Raw genomic sequence first — 14,674 nt, 5'->3', positions numbered from 1 at the left:
TAAAAAATTTATTGCACTCATAGAAAAATTCTTACCAAGATTTTAACAAGATTTTATAAAAAAAGCACCCTTTTGGGTGCTTTTCAATTATTTCTGTCTAAAATAAATTTCGATTGGAACTCCTTCAAAATTAAACTCTTCTCTTAATTTGTTTTCTATAAAACGTTTGTAAGGGTCTTTAACATATTGAGGCAAGTTACAGAAGAACACAAACTGTGGTGTTGGCGTAGGCAACTGCATACAATATTTAATCTTTACATATTTACCTTTTAATGCTGGTGGCGGATTATGTTCAATAATCGGCAACATAATATCATTAAATTTAGAAGTCTGAATTCTGTGTTTTCTATTTTCAAAAACATTTACAGCCACTTCTAAAGCTTTAATTAAACGTTGTTTGTTTAAGGCTGAAACAAAAAGAATTGGCACATTTGTAAAAGGCAATAATTCTTCACGAATTTTTCTTTCGTAATCTCTTGTAGTCATCGTGTCTTTCTCGACTAAATCCCATTTGTTTACTAGAATTACAATTCCTTTTCTGTTTTTTTCTGCCAACCAAAAAATACTTTGGTCTTGACCTTCAAACCCACGAGTTGCATCAATCATTAAGATACAAACATCACTATTTTCAATAGCACGAACAGAACGCATTACTGAATAAAATTCTAAATCTTCTTTTACTTTTGCTTTTCTTCTAATTCCGGCTGTATCAACTAAATTAAATTCAAAGCCAAAACGATTGTATTTTGTATCAATGGCATCACGAGTTGTTCCTGCAATATCAGTTACTACAAATCTATCCTCACCAATTAAGGCATTAATAAATGATGATTTACCTGCATTTGGTCTTCCAACCACACAAAAACGTGGCAATGGATTTTCCTCTTCAGTTACTTCTGGCATTTCAGGTAAAATATTTACTAATTCATCTAGTAATTCACCTGTTCCACTTCCTGTCATTCCAGAAATAGCAAAATATTCACCTAATCCTAAGTTATAAAACTCTAAAGCATCATTAGTTCTCATGGCATTATCTACCTTATTAACAACTAATAAAACTGGTTTTTTTACTTTACGCAATAACTTAGCAACTTCATCATCCATTGGAGTAATTCCTTCTTCCACATCAACCACAAAAATTATGGCATCAGCTTCGTCAATAGCTAATTCTACTTGTTTTCTTATTTCTGCTTCAAAAATATCATCAGAGCCTTTAATGTACCCACCAGTATCAATTACAGAAAATTCTTTTCCATTCCACTCACTTTTACCGTAATTTCTATCACGAGTAACTCCACTAACAGAATCTACAATCGCTTCTCTACGCTGTATTAATCGGTTAAAAAAAGTTGATTTTCCTACATTTGGCCTACCTACAATGGCAACAATATTATTCATAACTTATATTTGAAAGTGCAAAAGTACGTTTTTTTAACTAACCTTTAGTTATACAACAAAATAATACTTTTACGTTAATAAAATAAATTGTAATTTAGTAATCCGAAACTAAAATCCATTTATGGAACCAGACAAAGAATTAAAACTAAGATATAGATTTGATAAAGTAGTTTCAAAACCCATTGAAGCTATAATTGCAAGTTGTGAAAAACTTAAAAACAAAGTTGAGCCTGATTATAGAATAAAAATAACCGAACAATACATACGTTTTTCAATAGGAATGTTACTTAGAGAAAAATATTCTCCAAATCTAAAAATTGCTTTAGAAAAAATGGAAGATGGCAATACTTTCATAAAAGGAACTTATGGGCCAGATCCTGTGTTGTGGACACTTTTTATGTTTCTCCACTTTATAGTTGCAGGCGTTTTTTTTATTTTCATGGTCATTGTCTATTCAAAATGGTCTCTTAATGAACCGTTCAAATTTGATTTAATGATCATGTTTTCCATGACTATTATTTGGTTTTTACTCTATTTCATTGCCCGATTAAACAGAAGTAGAGGACTTTCTCAAATGCATGAATTGGAAAAATTATTCAAAAAAATCATTGAATAAATATGGATTTCGACTTCAATAAAAAGTACACGCTTGAAAATGAAAGCGTTATTTTAAGACCTTTAGAATTTTCAGATGTAGAAAATTTAATACACTTTTCAATCAACGAACCTGAACTTTGGCGCTATTCCTTACTACCAGCAAGTAATGAAAATGAATTGAAAAATTACCTTAAAGTTGCCCTTGAAAAAAGAAAAAATAGAGTTGATTATCCATTCATAGTTTTTGATAAGAAAACCAATTCATATGCTGGAAGCACACGTTTTTATGATATTCAGCTTTCAAACAAAACGCTACAACTAGGCTACACTTGGTATGGCAAAGATTTTCAAGGTACTGGATTAAATAAAAACTGTAAATATTTATTATTAGAATTTGCTTTCGAAAAAATGAATATGGAACGTGTTGAATTTAGAGCAGACAATACCAATAAAAAAAGCATTGCTGCCATGCAAAGTATCGGCTGTCAAATAGAAGGAGTCTTAAGAAGTAATGGGGTTAGACCCAATGGAGAAAGACGTGATAGTATTATTTTAAGTATTCTAAAACAAGAATGGGACAATAGTGTTAAAGAAAATATCTTAAAAAGATTATAATTAAATATTTTTAAGTAATTTAGTTTAACAATTGTTAATTATACTTATAGAAATGGAAATAGAAAACACAATTGCATTACGACCAAGCTTTAGCAAAGATGTTGACAAATCAATGGAAGAAATTCTTGAAAATGCCGCTAAAATTAAACTTGAAGTCAAAGAGAATTATAGTATTAAAATTTCAGATCCTCATATTTTCTTTTTTATTACGTTAGCCAAAAGAAAATATTATTCACCTCATTTACAAATAGAATTAACTGCTAACGAAGACAAAACCACAAACATAAAAGGCTTATATGGACCCGATCAGACAGTTTGGACTTTCTTTATGTTTTTACATTTTATAATTGCAGGAATCTTTTTGATCTTTTCTATGATAGCCTATTCACATTGGAGATTAAAACAATCCACAACTTTAGATTTTATTATAATGGGATTGATGGTACTTTTTTGGTTTGCTTTATATTTTCAGGCAAGAATAAATAGAAAAAAATGCCAACCTCAAATGCACAAACTTGATGCATTAATGGATAGAGTTATAGAGTTCTGATTTATAAAAAAAACACTAACTTTCGGTTAGTGTTTTTTTATATAAATGATAATTCAGTATTATTTTTGATTGTAGCCAAATCTTCTTAATTGAAAACTACTGCTTCGCCAATCTTTATTAACTTTAACGTATAATTCAATATGAATTTGTTTTCCAAAGAATTTTTCTAAATCAGCACGAGATTGCATTCCTACTTTTTTAAGTGCACCACCTTTATGTCCGATAATGATTCCTTTTTGAGTTTCTCTTTCAACCATAATTACAGAACGAATACGAATTATATTTTCATCTTCTAAAAACTCTTCCGTTTCAATTTCTACAGCATACGGAATTTCTTTTTCATAATTCAAAAGGATTTTTTCACGAATAGTTTCATTCACAAAAAAGCGTTCTGGCTTATCTGTTAAAGCATCTTTTGGATAATAAGCTGGTGAAACAGGCAATAATTCTTTAATCATGTTAAATACAGTTTCAACATTAAAATTCTCTAATGCCGAAATTGGAATTACAGTTGCATTTGGTACTTTTTCTTTCCAAAAATCTACTTGCTCTTCTAATTGTTCCTGATTTGATTTGTCTATTTTATTTAATAATAATAAAACTGGTATTTTTGAATATATAATTTTATTAAAAAAAGCTTCATCTTTTAAGTCCTTCTCTCCTATTTCGACCATATAAATTAAAACATCAGCATCTTCAAAAGCACTTTTCACAAAGTTCATCATTGAGTTTTGTAATTCATAGGCTGGCTTAATAATTCCTGGAGTATCAGAAAAAATAATTTGAAAATCATCTCCATTAACGATTCCCAAAATACGATGACGAGTAGTTTGTGCCTTACTTGTGATGATTGATAAACGCTCTCCTACTAAGGCATTCATTAAAGTTGATTTCCCTACATTAGGGTTACCGATGATATTTACAAAACCTGCTTTGTGATCCATTATATACTTATTATTTTTGCAAAGGTAGTCATATCAACGCAATAGATAAAATAAAAACATTATTTAAAAAAAGATTTGTTTATTCAATTTATCGTTGTACTTTTGCACTCACAAATCGCGGGATAGAGCAGTAGGCAGCTCGTCGGGCTCATAACCCGAAGGTCACAGGTTCGAGTCCTGTTCCCGCTACTAGGTTAATTTTATTGAAATTACAAACGCACATCGCGGGATAGAGCAGTAGGCAGCTCGTCGGGCTCATAACCCGAAGGTCACAGGTTCGAGTCCTGTTCCCGCTACTAAGAAACTTCATAGAAATATGAAGTTTTTTTTTGTTTTATAACGAACGAAAAGGTTGTAGAAGATTTCAAAAAGAAATGTTTAATAGTAATTTGGGACAAATAATGCCATACAAAATGTTGGTTTTAGACATGGATGACACCTTGTTGACAGATGACCATAAAATATCTGCACTAAATAAAGAAATGATTCTAAAAGCTCAAAAACAAGGAATTCATGTGATTTTGGCTTCAGGAAGACCAACTTCAGCAATGACTGTCTTTGCAAAAGAATTAGAAATGGATTTAAATAATTCTTACATAATATCATTTAACGGCGGAATAATTAGCAGCGTTAAAGATGATGAAGTTCTCTTTAAACAAACTTTATCAAAAGAACAGATTCATGAATTATATAATTTTAGTATAAAAAGTAAAACAGATATTATTACTTATATAAATAATGAAATTGTAAGTGAAAAAGATTCTGAATATATTGAAATTGAGAAAAATATAACAGGCTTAACGCATAACAAAGTAACTAGTTTTCTTGAGGCTGTTACAACAAATGCAGTAAAATGCATTCTTCTAGAAGAGCCAAGTTACTTAAAGAAAGTAGAAGTAGAATTAAAAGTCGCAATGCCTCATTTGAGCATTACTATGTCAAAACCATTTTTCTTAGAAGTAGCTCAACACGGAATCGACAAAGCAGAAAGCTTAAAATTATTAGCTAAAAAACTAAACATTAGTCAAAGTGAAATTATAGCTGTCGGAAACGCAGAAAACGACTTAACCATGATTGAATATGCTGGCTTAGGTGTTTGGGTAGATAACGTTACACCTGAACTTAGAGATAAAGCAGACGTAATTGTTGCTTCAAACAACAACAATGGTGTAGCTGAAGTAATTCAGAAGTATATTTTAACTTAAGGTCAAATCTGGTTAATCAGCAACAGCAAACCAAAAGTTTTAAACTACATTAAATAATAAAAATCATATTTCTTTCAGAATATAAAAATATTAAACTACATTTGCACCCAATTTGAATAAAAACCTGAAAGTCATCAAATTAAGCATGACTTTTTATATTGCTTTACATATGAATACTAAAAAAATTGCTGAGTACAGAAAATTATTAAACGTAGACAAAAACGTTACTCTAAAAGAGTTAAAAACTATTTACAGAAACAATATGAAGGAAGATCATCCTGATACTATTGCTGATGCAGATGAGAGATTAATTGCTGAAGAAAAAAGTAAAAACGTTATTGAAGCGTATCACTTTTTAGTTAGTATTGCTCCAGAAACGCAAGAAAAAGTAAAAGATGCTTATGAAGCGACTATAAAAAACTTCAATATTGGAGATTTTTATATGGACAAAACCGTTTTATACATTCAATTTCTTGATGGTTCTAAGTTTGAATACTTTGGTGTTCCAAGAAACACTTATGTAAAAATGGTTAATGCTGAATCACCAAGTCGTTTTGCAAGAAGACATGTTTATACAAACTTTTTATACAGAAGTTCTAGTAAATTAGTTGCTGCAGAATAATTAACATAAATACACTTTAAAACCCATCATAGAAATATGATGGGTTTTTTTAGCTCTAATTTTAACAATTGTTTATCTAATTATTTAATTTTCTATCTTTGATATACTAACCAATAAATTATATTAAATATGGAAATTAACTTCTTAGCGATTCTGGTGGCTGCCTTATCAAGTTTTGTTGTGGGGTTTATTTGGTACAATCCAAAAGTATTTGGAACAATTTGGATGAATGAAATTGGAATGACTGATGAAAAAGCAAGACAAGGCAACATGTTGAAAATATTTGGATTTACATTTATTTTCGCTTTTATGTTTGCCTTTATGATGCAAGTATTAACTATACATCAATTTGGCGCAATGGGAATGATTGGTGGTGACGCTTCAAAAGCACTTCCATCATACAATGCATTTATGGCTGATTATATGGATGCCTTTAGAACTTACAAGCACGGTGCTTTTCACGGATTTATTTCAGGACTATTCTTAGGCTTACCAATTGTTGCAACCAATGCACTATTTGAACAAAAATCATGGAAATATGTTTTTATAACTTCGGGTTATTGGGTTGTTGTAATGACAATTATGGGAGCAATAGTTTGCGGTTGGAAATAAGTAAAAATAAAAAAAGGGAAGCATTAAAAAACACTTCCCTTTTAATAACCAATGAAATAACTACTCTTTAATTGACAAAGTGACCGGATTTTCTCTTAGGCTTTTATTAGCAACAATTATAGTCGTCTCTTTATCACCTAATAAAATTTTATCTTTATTTTTGTTTTTATACATCTGTAATTTAAATCTATCTAGATTAACTAATGATGCATCAGTAAAATCAACAAAATTATTTAATGATAAGTTTAATGCTGATAGCTTAGTTAATTTCTCAAGAGAAGGAATCGTCCCTTTTAATTGATTATCAAATAAACTTAAATTTTCTAATTTAGTTAAACTCGCTATATTTTCATCTAACTCACCTTCAAAAAGGTTACTGTTTAAAAGCAATTCTTTCAAGTTTTTTAAATTATATAAACCTTGTGGTAAAGCTCCTTCAAAGTTGTTATTAAACAAAGATAAAACTTCAAGGTTTTTAAGTCCACCAATGTTGTTTGGTAAATTTCCTGAAAATTTATTCATAAAAAGTTCCAAACTAACTAAGCTAGTTGCTAAACTTATACTTTCTGGCAAATGCCCTGTAAAGCTATTAAATGAAATATTTATATGCTTTATAGTTGGAATTTTAAATAATTCTGAAGGAAATTGACCTTTTAAATTATTCTTAAAAACATTAAAACTTTCTAAATATTTTAAATCTTGAATAGAACTTGGAATTGTTCCTACTAAATTATTAGAAGACAAATTCAAACCTACAATTTTACCTTCAACAAGGGTAACACCATACCAAGTTGAAACTGGTTTATTAAAATCCCATTTATTAGTCCAATTATCACCATTAGTTGCAGTGTACAAATCTAAAAGTGCATTTTTTTCATTTATTGAAACAGATGCAAATATTGATGATGACATCAATAAAACAATCATTAAGAATAGTTTGTTAGTTTTCATGATTTATAAATTAAGGGACATTTATCATGCTAAAGTACTAGTCTAAATTTTAACTTAAAAACGATTCTTCTTATATTTTACAAAATTATTAAAGAAATGCGGTTAAACCGTAAATATTTATACAATATTCACACCAATTACGGTTAAACCGTAAACAATCATCAGTTTTTATCTTAAGAATAATAAAAATTCCTTAAAATAATTAACTATGAGAAACGGTTGTTTTATATTTGAAAAAAAGAAAAAGCTATTAAAACATTTAAAATATATAATTCAGTAAACAGCCTTCCAACTGAATGGAATTTAATTGCACAAAAAAATATTTTTCTATCAACTTCTTATTTGTTGGTTTTAGAGAAATCAGCTCCAACTAATATGCAATGTAATTATGTTGGAATCTTTAAAAACGAGGAACTTGTAGGAATTAGTTTGACACAATTTTTAAATTTAAACTTACTAGAATCCTTTGGAGAAAGAGATAATTGTATAAAAACTTCTGTTCGGAATTTTGTCTTTAAAAATTATTGTTCTCATGTTTTATTTATTGGAAATAATATGCTTACTGGACAAAATGCTTTTGCTAAATCAGATAAGATTTCAACTAATGAAATCATTGAAGTTTTAGAATTAGCTGTTGAAAATTTAAAAATTCAGTTTAAACAACAAAAAACCAAAGTTCATTTGACTGTTTTTAAAGATTTTGATACTGAGATTTCAATCGAACTTATTCCGGTTTTAAAAGGTTATTACAAATTTACTACGCAACCCAATATGTTATTTTCTATCCCTAAAGATTGGAAAACAGAACAAGATTACATAAATGCTTTAAGTAAAAAATACAGAGACCAATACAAAAGAGCTAGAAAGAAAATGGTTGATGTTGAAAAGCGAAAACTATCTTGTGAAGAGATTAAAAAATATGAGAATACAATTAATGAATTATATCATCATGTAGCTAAAAATGCTCCTTTTAATACCTTTTTTTTAGCAGATAATCACTTTTGTGAATTTAAGAAAACAGTTGATGATAATTTCTTGTTCTATGGTTATTTTTTGAATGACAAAATGATTGGCTTTAACACATTAGTCAAAAATGGTGATGCAATGGATACTTATTTTTTAGGCTATGATGACACCATTCAACGTGAAAAAATGTTGTATTTGAACATGTTGTATGATATGATTGCTTATTCGATTAAAAAAGAATTTAAAGAAATTATATTTGCTAGAACAGCTTTAGAAATTAAAAGCTCAGTTGGAGCTCAACCTGAAGAAATGTTTGGTTTCTTGAAACATTCAAATCCATTAATTGACAAAGGAATTAGTCAGTTATTTTGCTATTTAGAACCTAAAACCGAATGGAAAGAACGCAATCCTTTTAAGTAAATCTATTCCTGTTTTTTAGTATTATCAATCTTGCTTAAAATCCAAATCCCATAAAAGCCTAGAAACAACTCAGCTAAAACTCCAAATTTATAGCCAAATGTTGGAATGCCATCTGAAAACATACTTATGGTTCTGCCAAGTCCTAAACCTAACATAAAAACAATATTAGTTATTATTGCCGTTTTTAAAATTTGTGGTTTTAAAATTCCGTAAATCCAAAGCATTGAAAACCCTAAATACAAACCCATAATAGCTTTGTAAAAATTAAATTCGTCAATAGTTTTTGGATACAATTCAAACTGCAAATCGGATTTAAAACCATAAAGTATCCCTGTTGGAATTACTATTAATGATGAAATCAAAAGATGAATGTTTTTAGAAGTAATCATATATTATCAAATTTTATTTGAAACTGCTATTTTCATATGGTTTGGTAATATTGTAATATCTAATTTATTTTCTTCTCCATAATATTCTCCATCGCTTTGAAAACTAACTTTTCTTGAAGTTGTTATTGTTGCTTTACTAGTACAATAAGTATCAATTTCTTCAGAGTCATCAGTCATATTACCTGTAATAATTTTACCGATTGTAAATAAATCAAGCGTCTTAATTACAATAATTTCGAATTTACCATCATTTATTAATCCATTAGGATTTATAGTTACACCTGTTCCATACTTTTGAGAATTGGCAATAACAATCATTTGCGACACACATTCAATTGTTTTATCATCAAATTCAATAACAGCCTTAAAAGGCACTTCTGACTCACTCAAAGTTGGAAGAACTTTTAAAGCATAGCCTAATTTTCCTCTCATTGTACCATTTTCATAATTCTTTATAAGCAGAGCATTTAATCCAATATCACTTAAATGAAGGCTTTTTTTATTGTTTATTTCGACCATATCTATCTCAATAAAGTCTTTTTGAAAGGCAACTTTTATACTTTCTTCTAAAGTTGTTGGCAAATTTAAATCAATAGCTAAGCCATTTGCAGAACCAGCTGGAATTATTCCAAAAATTATATCTTCTTTTTCCAATGCTTCTCCAACCATTTTTATGGTACCATCACCACCAGCTATAATTATTCTTTCTGGTTTGATCGCTAAGAATAATTTATTAATTTCACTTTCATCATTTGTTCCAGTAGTTTCATAAACAATAATTTCAATCGCCAAATCATTTGCAAACGCAATGGTTTTTTCAGAAATTTCAGTTTTATCTAAATCTCCAGAAATTGGATTTATAACTAAAATATATATCTTTTTTGCTGTCATAAAAAGTATAATAAATAATTTGTAATTTGTGAAACCTAAACTCAAATGTATAAAAATTAATGGAACCTTTGTTGAAATTATATCGTGGCTACGCAAATGACCAAGAATTAATCATTATGGGTCACGTTTTTAAACCTACAAATCAGACTGATTATGATTTTCAGAAGAAAAATTTTAAAAATGCTAGATCAATAATTAAGCTTTTTCAATTGAAAACAAAATCAAATGAAGATGTTTATTTAGAAATAAATGGAAAAACAATTCATTCAAAAACCTTAGAAGACGGATATTTTAAGTTTTGTATTCCTTTAAAAAACAAAGCAGATTTTGGCTGGATTAAGTACAGTGTTTTTATCAAGCATAATGAAAAAGTAATCAAAGCTAGTTCTACTTACATTAGACCAACTGTCGGAAAATTTGGTTTTATATCTGATATAGATGATACTTTTTTAATTTCACACACAAGAAATCCTTTAAAAAAGATTTATGTTTTACTTTTTAAAAATGTGAACAATCGAAAAATTTATGAAGACGTTGTGTCACATTATAAAGTTTTACAAACTGCAGGTAGAGCTGATAAAGAAGAAGAAAACGCCTTCTTTTATGTATCTAGTAGCGAATGGAATTTATATGGATTAATTACTCAATTTGCAAGAATTCATGATTTACCTAAAGCTGTTTTGCTCTTAAAAAACATCAAAACGAGTTTAACACAATTATTCTTTACAGGAAGAGGAAGCCACAACCATAAATTTGATAAAATCAAACATGTTTTAGAGTTTTATCCTGACTTGAAGTACGTATTATTAGGTGATGATTCGCAACAAGATCCAAAACTATATGAATCTATATGTAAAATTTTTCCTTTACATATAAAAGCAGTTTACATTAGACAAGTTGGAAATTCAAAAAAAAGCAAAACCCTTCAGATAATGAAAAACATAACTAGTTTAGAGGTTGAAACTTGTTATTTCGAATCTAGTCAAGAAGCTATTCGACATTCAAAAAAAATTGGTTTGGTTGATTAATTCATTTTATCAATATCTGCTTGAACAATTTCCCAATCTTCTAAAAGTTTATCTAGTTCTTTTTTCTTTTTTTCGTAAGCCATGAAAAATGCAGCATTTTCGATTAACTTATTATAATTAGAAGCCAATTCTTTATCGTCTTTTTGAATGTTAATTTCTAACTCTTTGATTTGACTTTCAATTTTACTTAGACGGTTTTGAAGCGATTTACCTTTCTTTTGATCTTCGTAAGAAACTTTATTATTGGTTTTTGGCTCTTCTTTTTTGGCAACATCCTTTTTTTCGACTTCACGCATATTTTCCATGTTGCGTTGTTCTAAGAAATAGTTAATATCACCTAAATATTCTTTGATTTTTTGATCTTTGAATTCGTAAACTAAGTTAGACATTCCTTGCAAGAAATCTCTATCGTGAGAAACCAAAAGTAACGTTCCTTCAAATTTTTGTAAGGCTGCTTTTAAAACATTTTTAGATTTTATGTCTAGGTGATTTGTTGGCTCATCCATTACCAAGACATTGATAGGCTGTAACAATAATTTACATAAAGCCAAACGATTTCGTTCACCACCAGAAAGCACTTTTACTTTCTTTTCTACATCATCTCCACCAAATAAAAACGAACCTAACATGTCACGAACTTTAGCACGATTGGTATCAGTTGCAGCGTCTTCCATTGTTCTTAATAATGTAATTTCACCATCTAAATATTCCGCTTGATTTTGAGCAAAATAACCTAACTGCACATTGTGACCTAGTTTAATTGTTCCTTCATATTTGAATTCGTTAACAATTGCTTTAATGAAAGTCGATTTTCCTTGACCATTTTGACCCACGAAAGCGATTTTACTTCCACGTTCCACTAATAATGAAATGTCTTTTAGAATCGTTTTATCACCATAAGCTTTAGTAACATTTTCGGCCTCAATCACAACTCTTCCTGGAACTTGCGAAACTGGAAATGAGATATTCATTACTGAATTATCGTCTTCATCAACTTCAATTCGCTCTACTTTATCAAGTTTTTTGATTAGCGATTGTGCCATTGATGCTTTAGAAGCTTTTGCTCTAAATTTTTCAATTAACTTTTCTGTTTCCTCAATCTTTTTAGATTGATTTTTTTGTGTAGCCAATTGCTTTTCACGAATTTCGTGACGTAGCTCAAGATATTGCGAATAAGGTTTATTAAAATCGTATGCTTTTCCTAATGAAATTTCTATGGTTCGGTTTGTAACGTTATCTAAAAACATTTTATCATGCGAAACAATAACAACAACTCCAGCAAAATTTCTTAAAAAACCTTCTAACCAAATAATACTTTCAATATCCAAGTGATTGGTTGGCTCATCTAATAATAAAATATCGTTAGTTTGAAGTAAAAGTTTAGCTAATTCAATACGCATTCTCCATCCACCTGAAAAAGTAGACGTAAGATTATTGAAATCTTCCCGTTTGAAACCTAAACCTAAAAGTATTTTTTCAGTATTTCCAACATAATTATATCCACCTAAGATTTCATATAGATGTGTCAAATCACTTAATTCTTCAATTAATTCGGAATAACCTTGACTTTCATAATCTGTTCTAGTCAATAATTGATGATTTATTTCATCAATACGGAATTCAGTTTTTTTAATTTCTTCAAAAGCCTGATAAGCTTCTTCCAGAACTGTTCTTCCTTCTTCAAAATCAATATCTTGACGAAGAAAACCCATTTTAACTTCTTTTTCGGTTGCGATTACACCAGAATCTGGTTTAAAATCACCTGCTAAAATTTTTAACATAGTTGATTTTCCTGCACCATTTTTTCCGACAAGTCCTACTCTATCTCCTGCACCTAATCTAAAAGTGACTTCTTCAAATAAAAATGTTCCACCAAAGGAAACCGATAAATTGTGTATGTTTAGCATTATATATTGTTACAATTGTTACAAAGATAATCCCTTCTTATCGTATCTTTGAATAAAATTTTTGCAAATGTTAAAAAAAGGATCCAAACTAAATAGTATTTTAACAGGAAGTTGTCCAAAATGTTCTGAAGAAAGTATGTATTTGGACAAAAACCCATTCAATTTAAGAAATATTTACAAAATGCACGAAAAATGCAGTCATTGTAATTTAAAATACAATCTTGAACCTTCTTTTTTTTATGGGGCAATGTATGTTAGTTACGGCTTAGGTGTCGCGTTTTCGGTAGCTGCATTTATAATATCTTATGTTTTTTTTAGCAGTACAATTATAACGGCTTTTATAGCAATTGTGATTACTTTGATAGTGTTAATGCCCATAAATATGCGATTAGCACGAAACATCTGGATTAACATGTTTATTTCGTATGATAAAGATTGGAAGGAAAAGAAAATAGATGAAAGAAAATAGATAAAAGACCGCTTCTCTGAAAGATGAAAGATATATTAGAAGTTAATATTCATTTTTTTATAGATTCTTTGAATATTTATTTCGTTTGCTAATGGGACATTATCAATTATATTTTTGAATAATTGTGTTGATAAATATGGCGCAAGCATTACGCCCCTTGTACCTAAACCATTTAAAACATGTACACTTTTATAGTTGTGGTGAGAACCCACTAAAGGTCTTCTGTCTTTAACGGTTGGCCTAACACCTGCAAAATGTTTAATAATTTCAAAATCGCAAGTAATTAAATCTTTTAGGTTTTCTACTAATTCATTTTTACCTTCTTCGGTTGGATTGTTTGTTTTGTCTTTCCAATCGTAAGTTGCTCCTACTTTATATAAATCTTCTCCTATAGGAAAAATGAAAATATTTGATTTCACTACAACTTCTAACTTTAAATTAGGCGCTTTAATGATAAGTAATTCACCTTTTGTGCCGTCTAATGGTAAGTTACTAAAAAATGGATTAGAATGTAGTCCAAAGCCTTCTGCAAAAATGATGTGTTTTGCTTGAATATCTTTATACTCAACAAAATCATCTTTAAATTTTATTTTATCATAATCAAATCTTTCAGAAGAGTACAGATTTAACTTGGACAGATAATCCGAATAATGTTTTATTAGAGAAGCAATGTCTAAATAACCAGTTTCTAATACTTCCCCAAAACCGAAAGAAGACACAATATTTTGCAATTTGTCAGTTACCAAGTTTGGTGACAAAAAAGCGGATAAATTGGGCTTATCAGCGGCTTGAAACCAGTTATTTTGCTCTTCAATTGAGGCTAATCTTCTATAAATTGGAATTTTATAATCAAATGTAAAACTTAGTTTTTCTTCCATTGATTTATATAGAGGGAAAGCAATTTCTAATTGTTCTTTAGCTTTCCAGACTTCACTAAATCTTTTTAAAACTACAGGATTATATAATCCACCAGCAATTTTTGAAGAAGGCTGAGAATTATCATCAAAAACATAAACAGATTTATTGTTTTGAATTGCAATTTCTGTAAAACAAATTCCGGCTAAACCATTCCCTACTATAATAAAATCTATCATGGTGTAAAAGTAAAAA

At 29.2% G+C, this 14,674-nt stretch carries 16 protein-coding genes and 2 tRNA genes; 11 read left to right on the top strand and 7 right to left on the bottom strand.

What is annotated here, in order from left to right; translation table 11 throughout:
- Positions 1 to 87 precede the first annotated feature (87 nt).
- Entirely contained in the window at positions 88 to 1,398 is a 1,311-nt protein-coding gene (gene der, locus G507_RS0115625; RefSeq protein ID WP_026718377.1) for a ribosome biogenesis GTPase Der, read from the bottom strand.
- Between the two features lie 121 nt (positions 1,399 to 1,519).
- On the opposite strand from der, the gene G507_RS0115620 reads away from it, so the two are divergent.
- Genes G507_RS0115620 through G507_RS0115610 form a run of 3 tightly spaced genes read left to right on the top strand, consistent with a single transcriptional unit; the run spans position 1,520 to position 3,160 of the window.
- Positions 1,520 to 2,014: a hypothetical protein gene (locus G507_RS0115620; RefSeq protein ID WP_026718376.1), complete on the top strand. Its 495-nt coding sequence runs from the start codon at positions 1,520 to 1,522 to the stop codon at positions 2,012 to 2,014.
- A gap of 2 nt (positions 2,015 to 2,016) precedes the next feature.
- Positions 2,017 to 2,610 (top strand): GNAT family N-acetyltransferase, encoded by a 594-nt coding sequence (locus tag G507_RS0115615; RefSeq protein WP_035666421.1) that lies wholly within the window; start codon positions 2,017 to 2,019, stop codon positions 2,608 to 2,610.
- A 52-nt stretch (positions 2,611 to 2,662) separates the two neighbouring features.
- Entirely contained in the window at positions 2,663 to 3,160 is a 498-nt protein-coding gene (locus G507_RS0115610; RefSeq protein WP_026718374.1) for a hypothetical protein, read from the top strand.
- A gap of 59 nt (positions 3,161 to 3,219) precedes the next feature.
- Here G507_RS0115610 and era read toward each other — a convergent pair whose 3' ends face one another.
- Positions 3,220 to 4,104, bottom strand: a complete 885-nt coding sequence (gene era / locus G507_RS0115605) for a GTPase Era (protein WP_026718373.1) — start codon at positions 4,102 to 4,104, stop codon at positions 3,220 to 3,222.
- Between the two features lie 116 nt (positions 4,105 to 4,220).
- Between era and G507_RS0115600 the strand changes: the two genes are divergently transcribed.
- From G507_RS0115600 to G507_RS0115580, 5 genes are all read left to right on the top strand, one after another.
- Positions 4,221 to 4,293, top strand: a tRNA-Met gene (locus G507_RS0115600).
- A 34-nt stretch (positions 4,294 to 4,327) separates the two neighbouring features.
- Positions 4,328 to 4,400: transfer RNA gene (locus tag G507_RS0115595), tRNA-Met, on the top strand.
- Positions 4,401 to 4,478: 78 nt separating this feature from the next.
- Positions 4,479 to 5,309: a Cof-type HAD-IIB family hydrolase gene (locus G507_RS0115590; RefSeq protein ID WP_245575630.1), complete on the top strand. Its 831-nt coding sequence runs from the start codon at positions 4,479 to 4,481 to the stop codon at positions 5,307 to 5,309.
- A gap of 169 nt (positions 5,310 to 5,478) precedes the next feature.
- A complete protein-coding gene (locus tag G507_RS0115585; RefSeq protein WP_026718371.1) occupies positions 5,479 to 5,931 on the top strand; it encodes a KTSC domain-containing protein in 453 nt (150 codons plus the stop codon).
- A gap of 129 nt (positions 5,932 to 6,060) precedes the next feature.
- On the top strand, positions 6,061 to 6,543 hold the full coding sequence (locus G507_RS0115580) for a DUF1761 domain-containing protein (protein WP_026718370.1): 483 nt from the start codon (positions 6,061 to 6,063) through the stop codon (positions 6,541 to 6,543).
- Between the two features lie 60 nt (positions 6,544 to 6,603).
- Here G507_RS0115580 and G507_RS17105 read toward each other — a convergent pair whose 3' ends face one another.
- Positions 6,604 to 7,494, bottom strand: a complete 891-nt coding sequence (locus tag G507_RS17105; protein WP_051191748.1) for a leucine-rich repeat domain-containing protein — start codon at positions 7,492 to 7,494, stop codon at positions 6,604 to 6,606.
- A 345-nt stretch (positions 7,495 to 7,839) separates the two neighbouring features.
- Between G507_RS17105 and G507_RS0115570 the strand changes: the two genes are divergently transcribed.
- Positions 7,840 to 8,880 carry an 8-amino-7-oxononanoate synthase gene (locus G507_RS0115570; protein WP_245575629.1) on the top strand — a complete coding sequence of 347 codons (1,041 nt, stop codon included), beginning with the start codon at positions 7,840 to 7,842 and terminating at the stop codon, positions 8,878 to 8,880.
- A 2-nt stretch (positions 8,881 to 8,882) separates the two neighbouring features.
- Here G507_RS0115570 and G507_RS0115565 read toward each other — a convergent pair whose 3' ends face one another.
- Both G507_RS0115565 and G507_RS0115560 read right to left on the bottom strand, forming a co-directional pair.
- Positions 8,883 to 9,269 (bottom strand): DUF4345 domain-containing protein, encoded by a 387-nt coding sequence (locus tag G507_RS0115565; RefSeq protein ID WP_026718368.1) that lies wholly within the window; start codon positions 9,267 to 9,269, stop codon positions 8,883 to 8,885.
- Positions 9,270 to 9,275: 6 nt separating this feature from the next.
- A complete protein-coding gene (locus tag G507_RS0115560) occupies positions 9,276 to 10,160 on the bottom strand; it encodes a diacylglycerol/lipid kinase family protein (protein ID WP_026718367.1) in 885 nt (294 codons plus the stop codon).
- Positions 10,161 to 10,219: 59 nt separating this feature from the next.
- Here G507_RS0115560 and G507_RS0115555 point away from each other — a divergent pair, with 59 nt between their 5' ends.
- Positions 10,220 to 11,188, top strand: coding sequence for an App1 family protein phosphatidate phosphatase (locus G507_RS0115555; RefSeq protein WP_026718366.1), 969 nt, complete (start codon positions 10,220 to 10,222; stop codon positions 11,186 to 11,188).
- On the opposite strand, the gene G507_RS0115550 is transcribed toward G507_RS0115555, so the two are convergent.
- Positions 11,185 to 13,095 carry an ABC-F family ATP-binding cassette domain-containing protein gene (locus G507_RS0115550; RefSeq protein ID WP_026718365.1) on the bottom strand — a complete coding sequence of 637 codons (1,911 nt, stop codon included), beginning with the start codon at positions 13,093 to 13,095 and terminating at the stop codon, positions 11,185 to 11,187. The genes G507_RS0115555 and G507_RS0115550 overlap by 4 nt on opposite strands.
- 67 nt (positions 13,096 to 13,162) lie before the next feature.
- On the opposite strand from G507_RS0115550, the gene G507_RS0115545 reads away from it, so the two are divergent.
- Positions 13,163 to 13,564, top strand: coding sequence for a DUF983 domain-containing protein (locus G507_RS0115545; protein WP_035666419.1), 402 nt, complete (start codon positions 13,163 to 13,165; stop codon positions 13,562 to 13,564).
- Between the two features lie 35 nt (positions 13,565 to 13,599).
- Here G507_RS0115545 and G507_RS0115540 read toward each other — a convergent pair whose 3' ends face one another.
- Complete coding sequence (locus tag G507_RS0115540) at positions 13,600 to 14,658, bottom strand: NAD(P)/FAD-dependent oxidoreductase (protein ID WP_026718363.1); 1,059 nt, start codon at positions 14,656 to 14,658, stop codon at positions 13,600 to 13,602.
- Between the last annotated feature and the right edge of the window lie 16 nt (positions 14,659 to 14,674).

The sequence above is a fragment of the Flavobacterium gelidilacus DSM 15343 genome (genome assembly GCF_000422685.1).
Lineage (GTDB): Bacteria > Bacteroidota > Bacteroidia > Flavobacteriales > Flavobacteriaceae > Flavobacterium > Flavobacterium gelidilacus.
The sequence above is the reverse complement of the archived record's forward strand: the minus strand, read 5'-3'. Positions and strand labels throughout refer to the sequence as shown.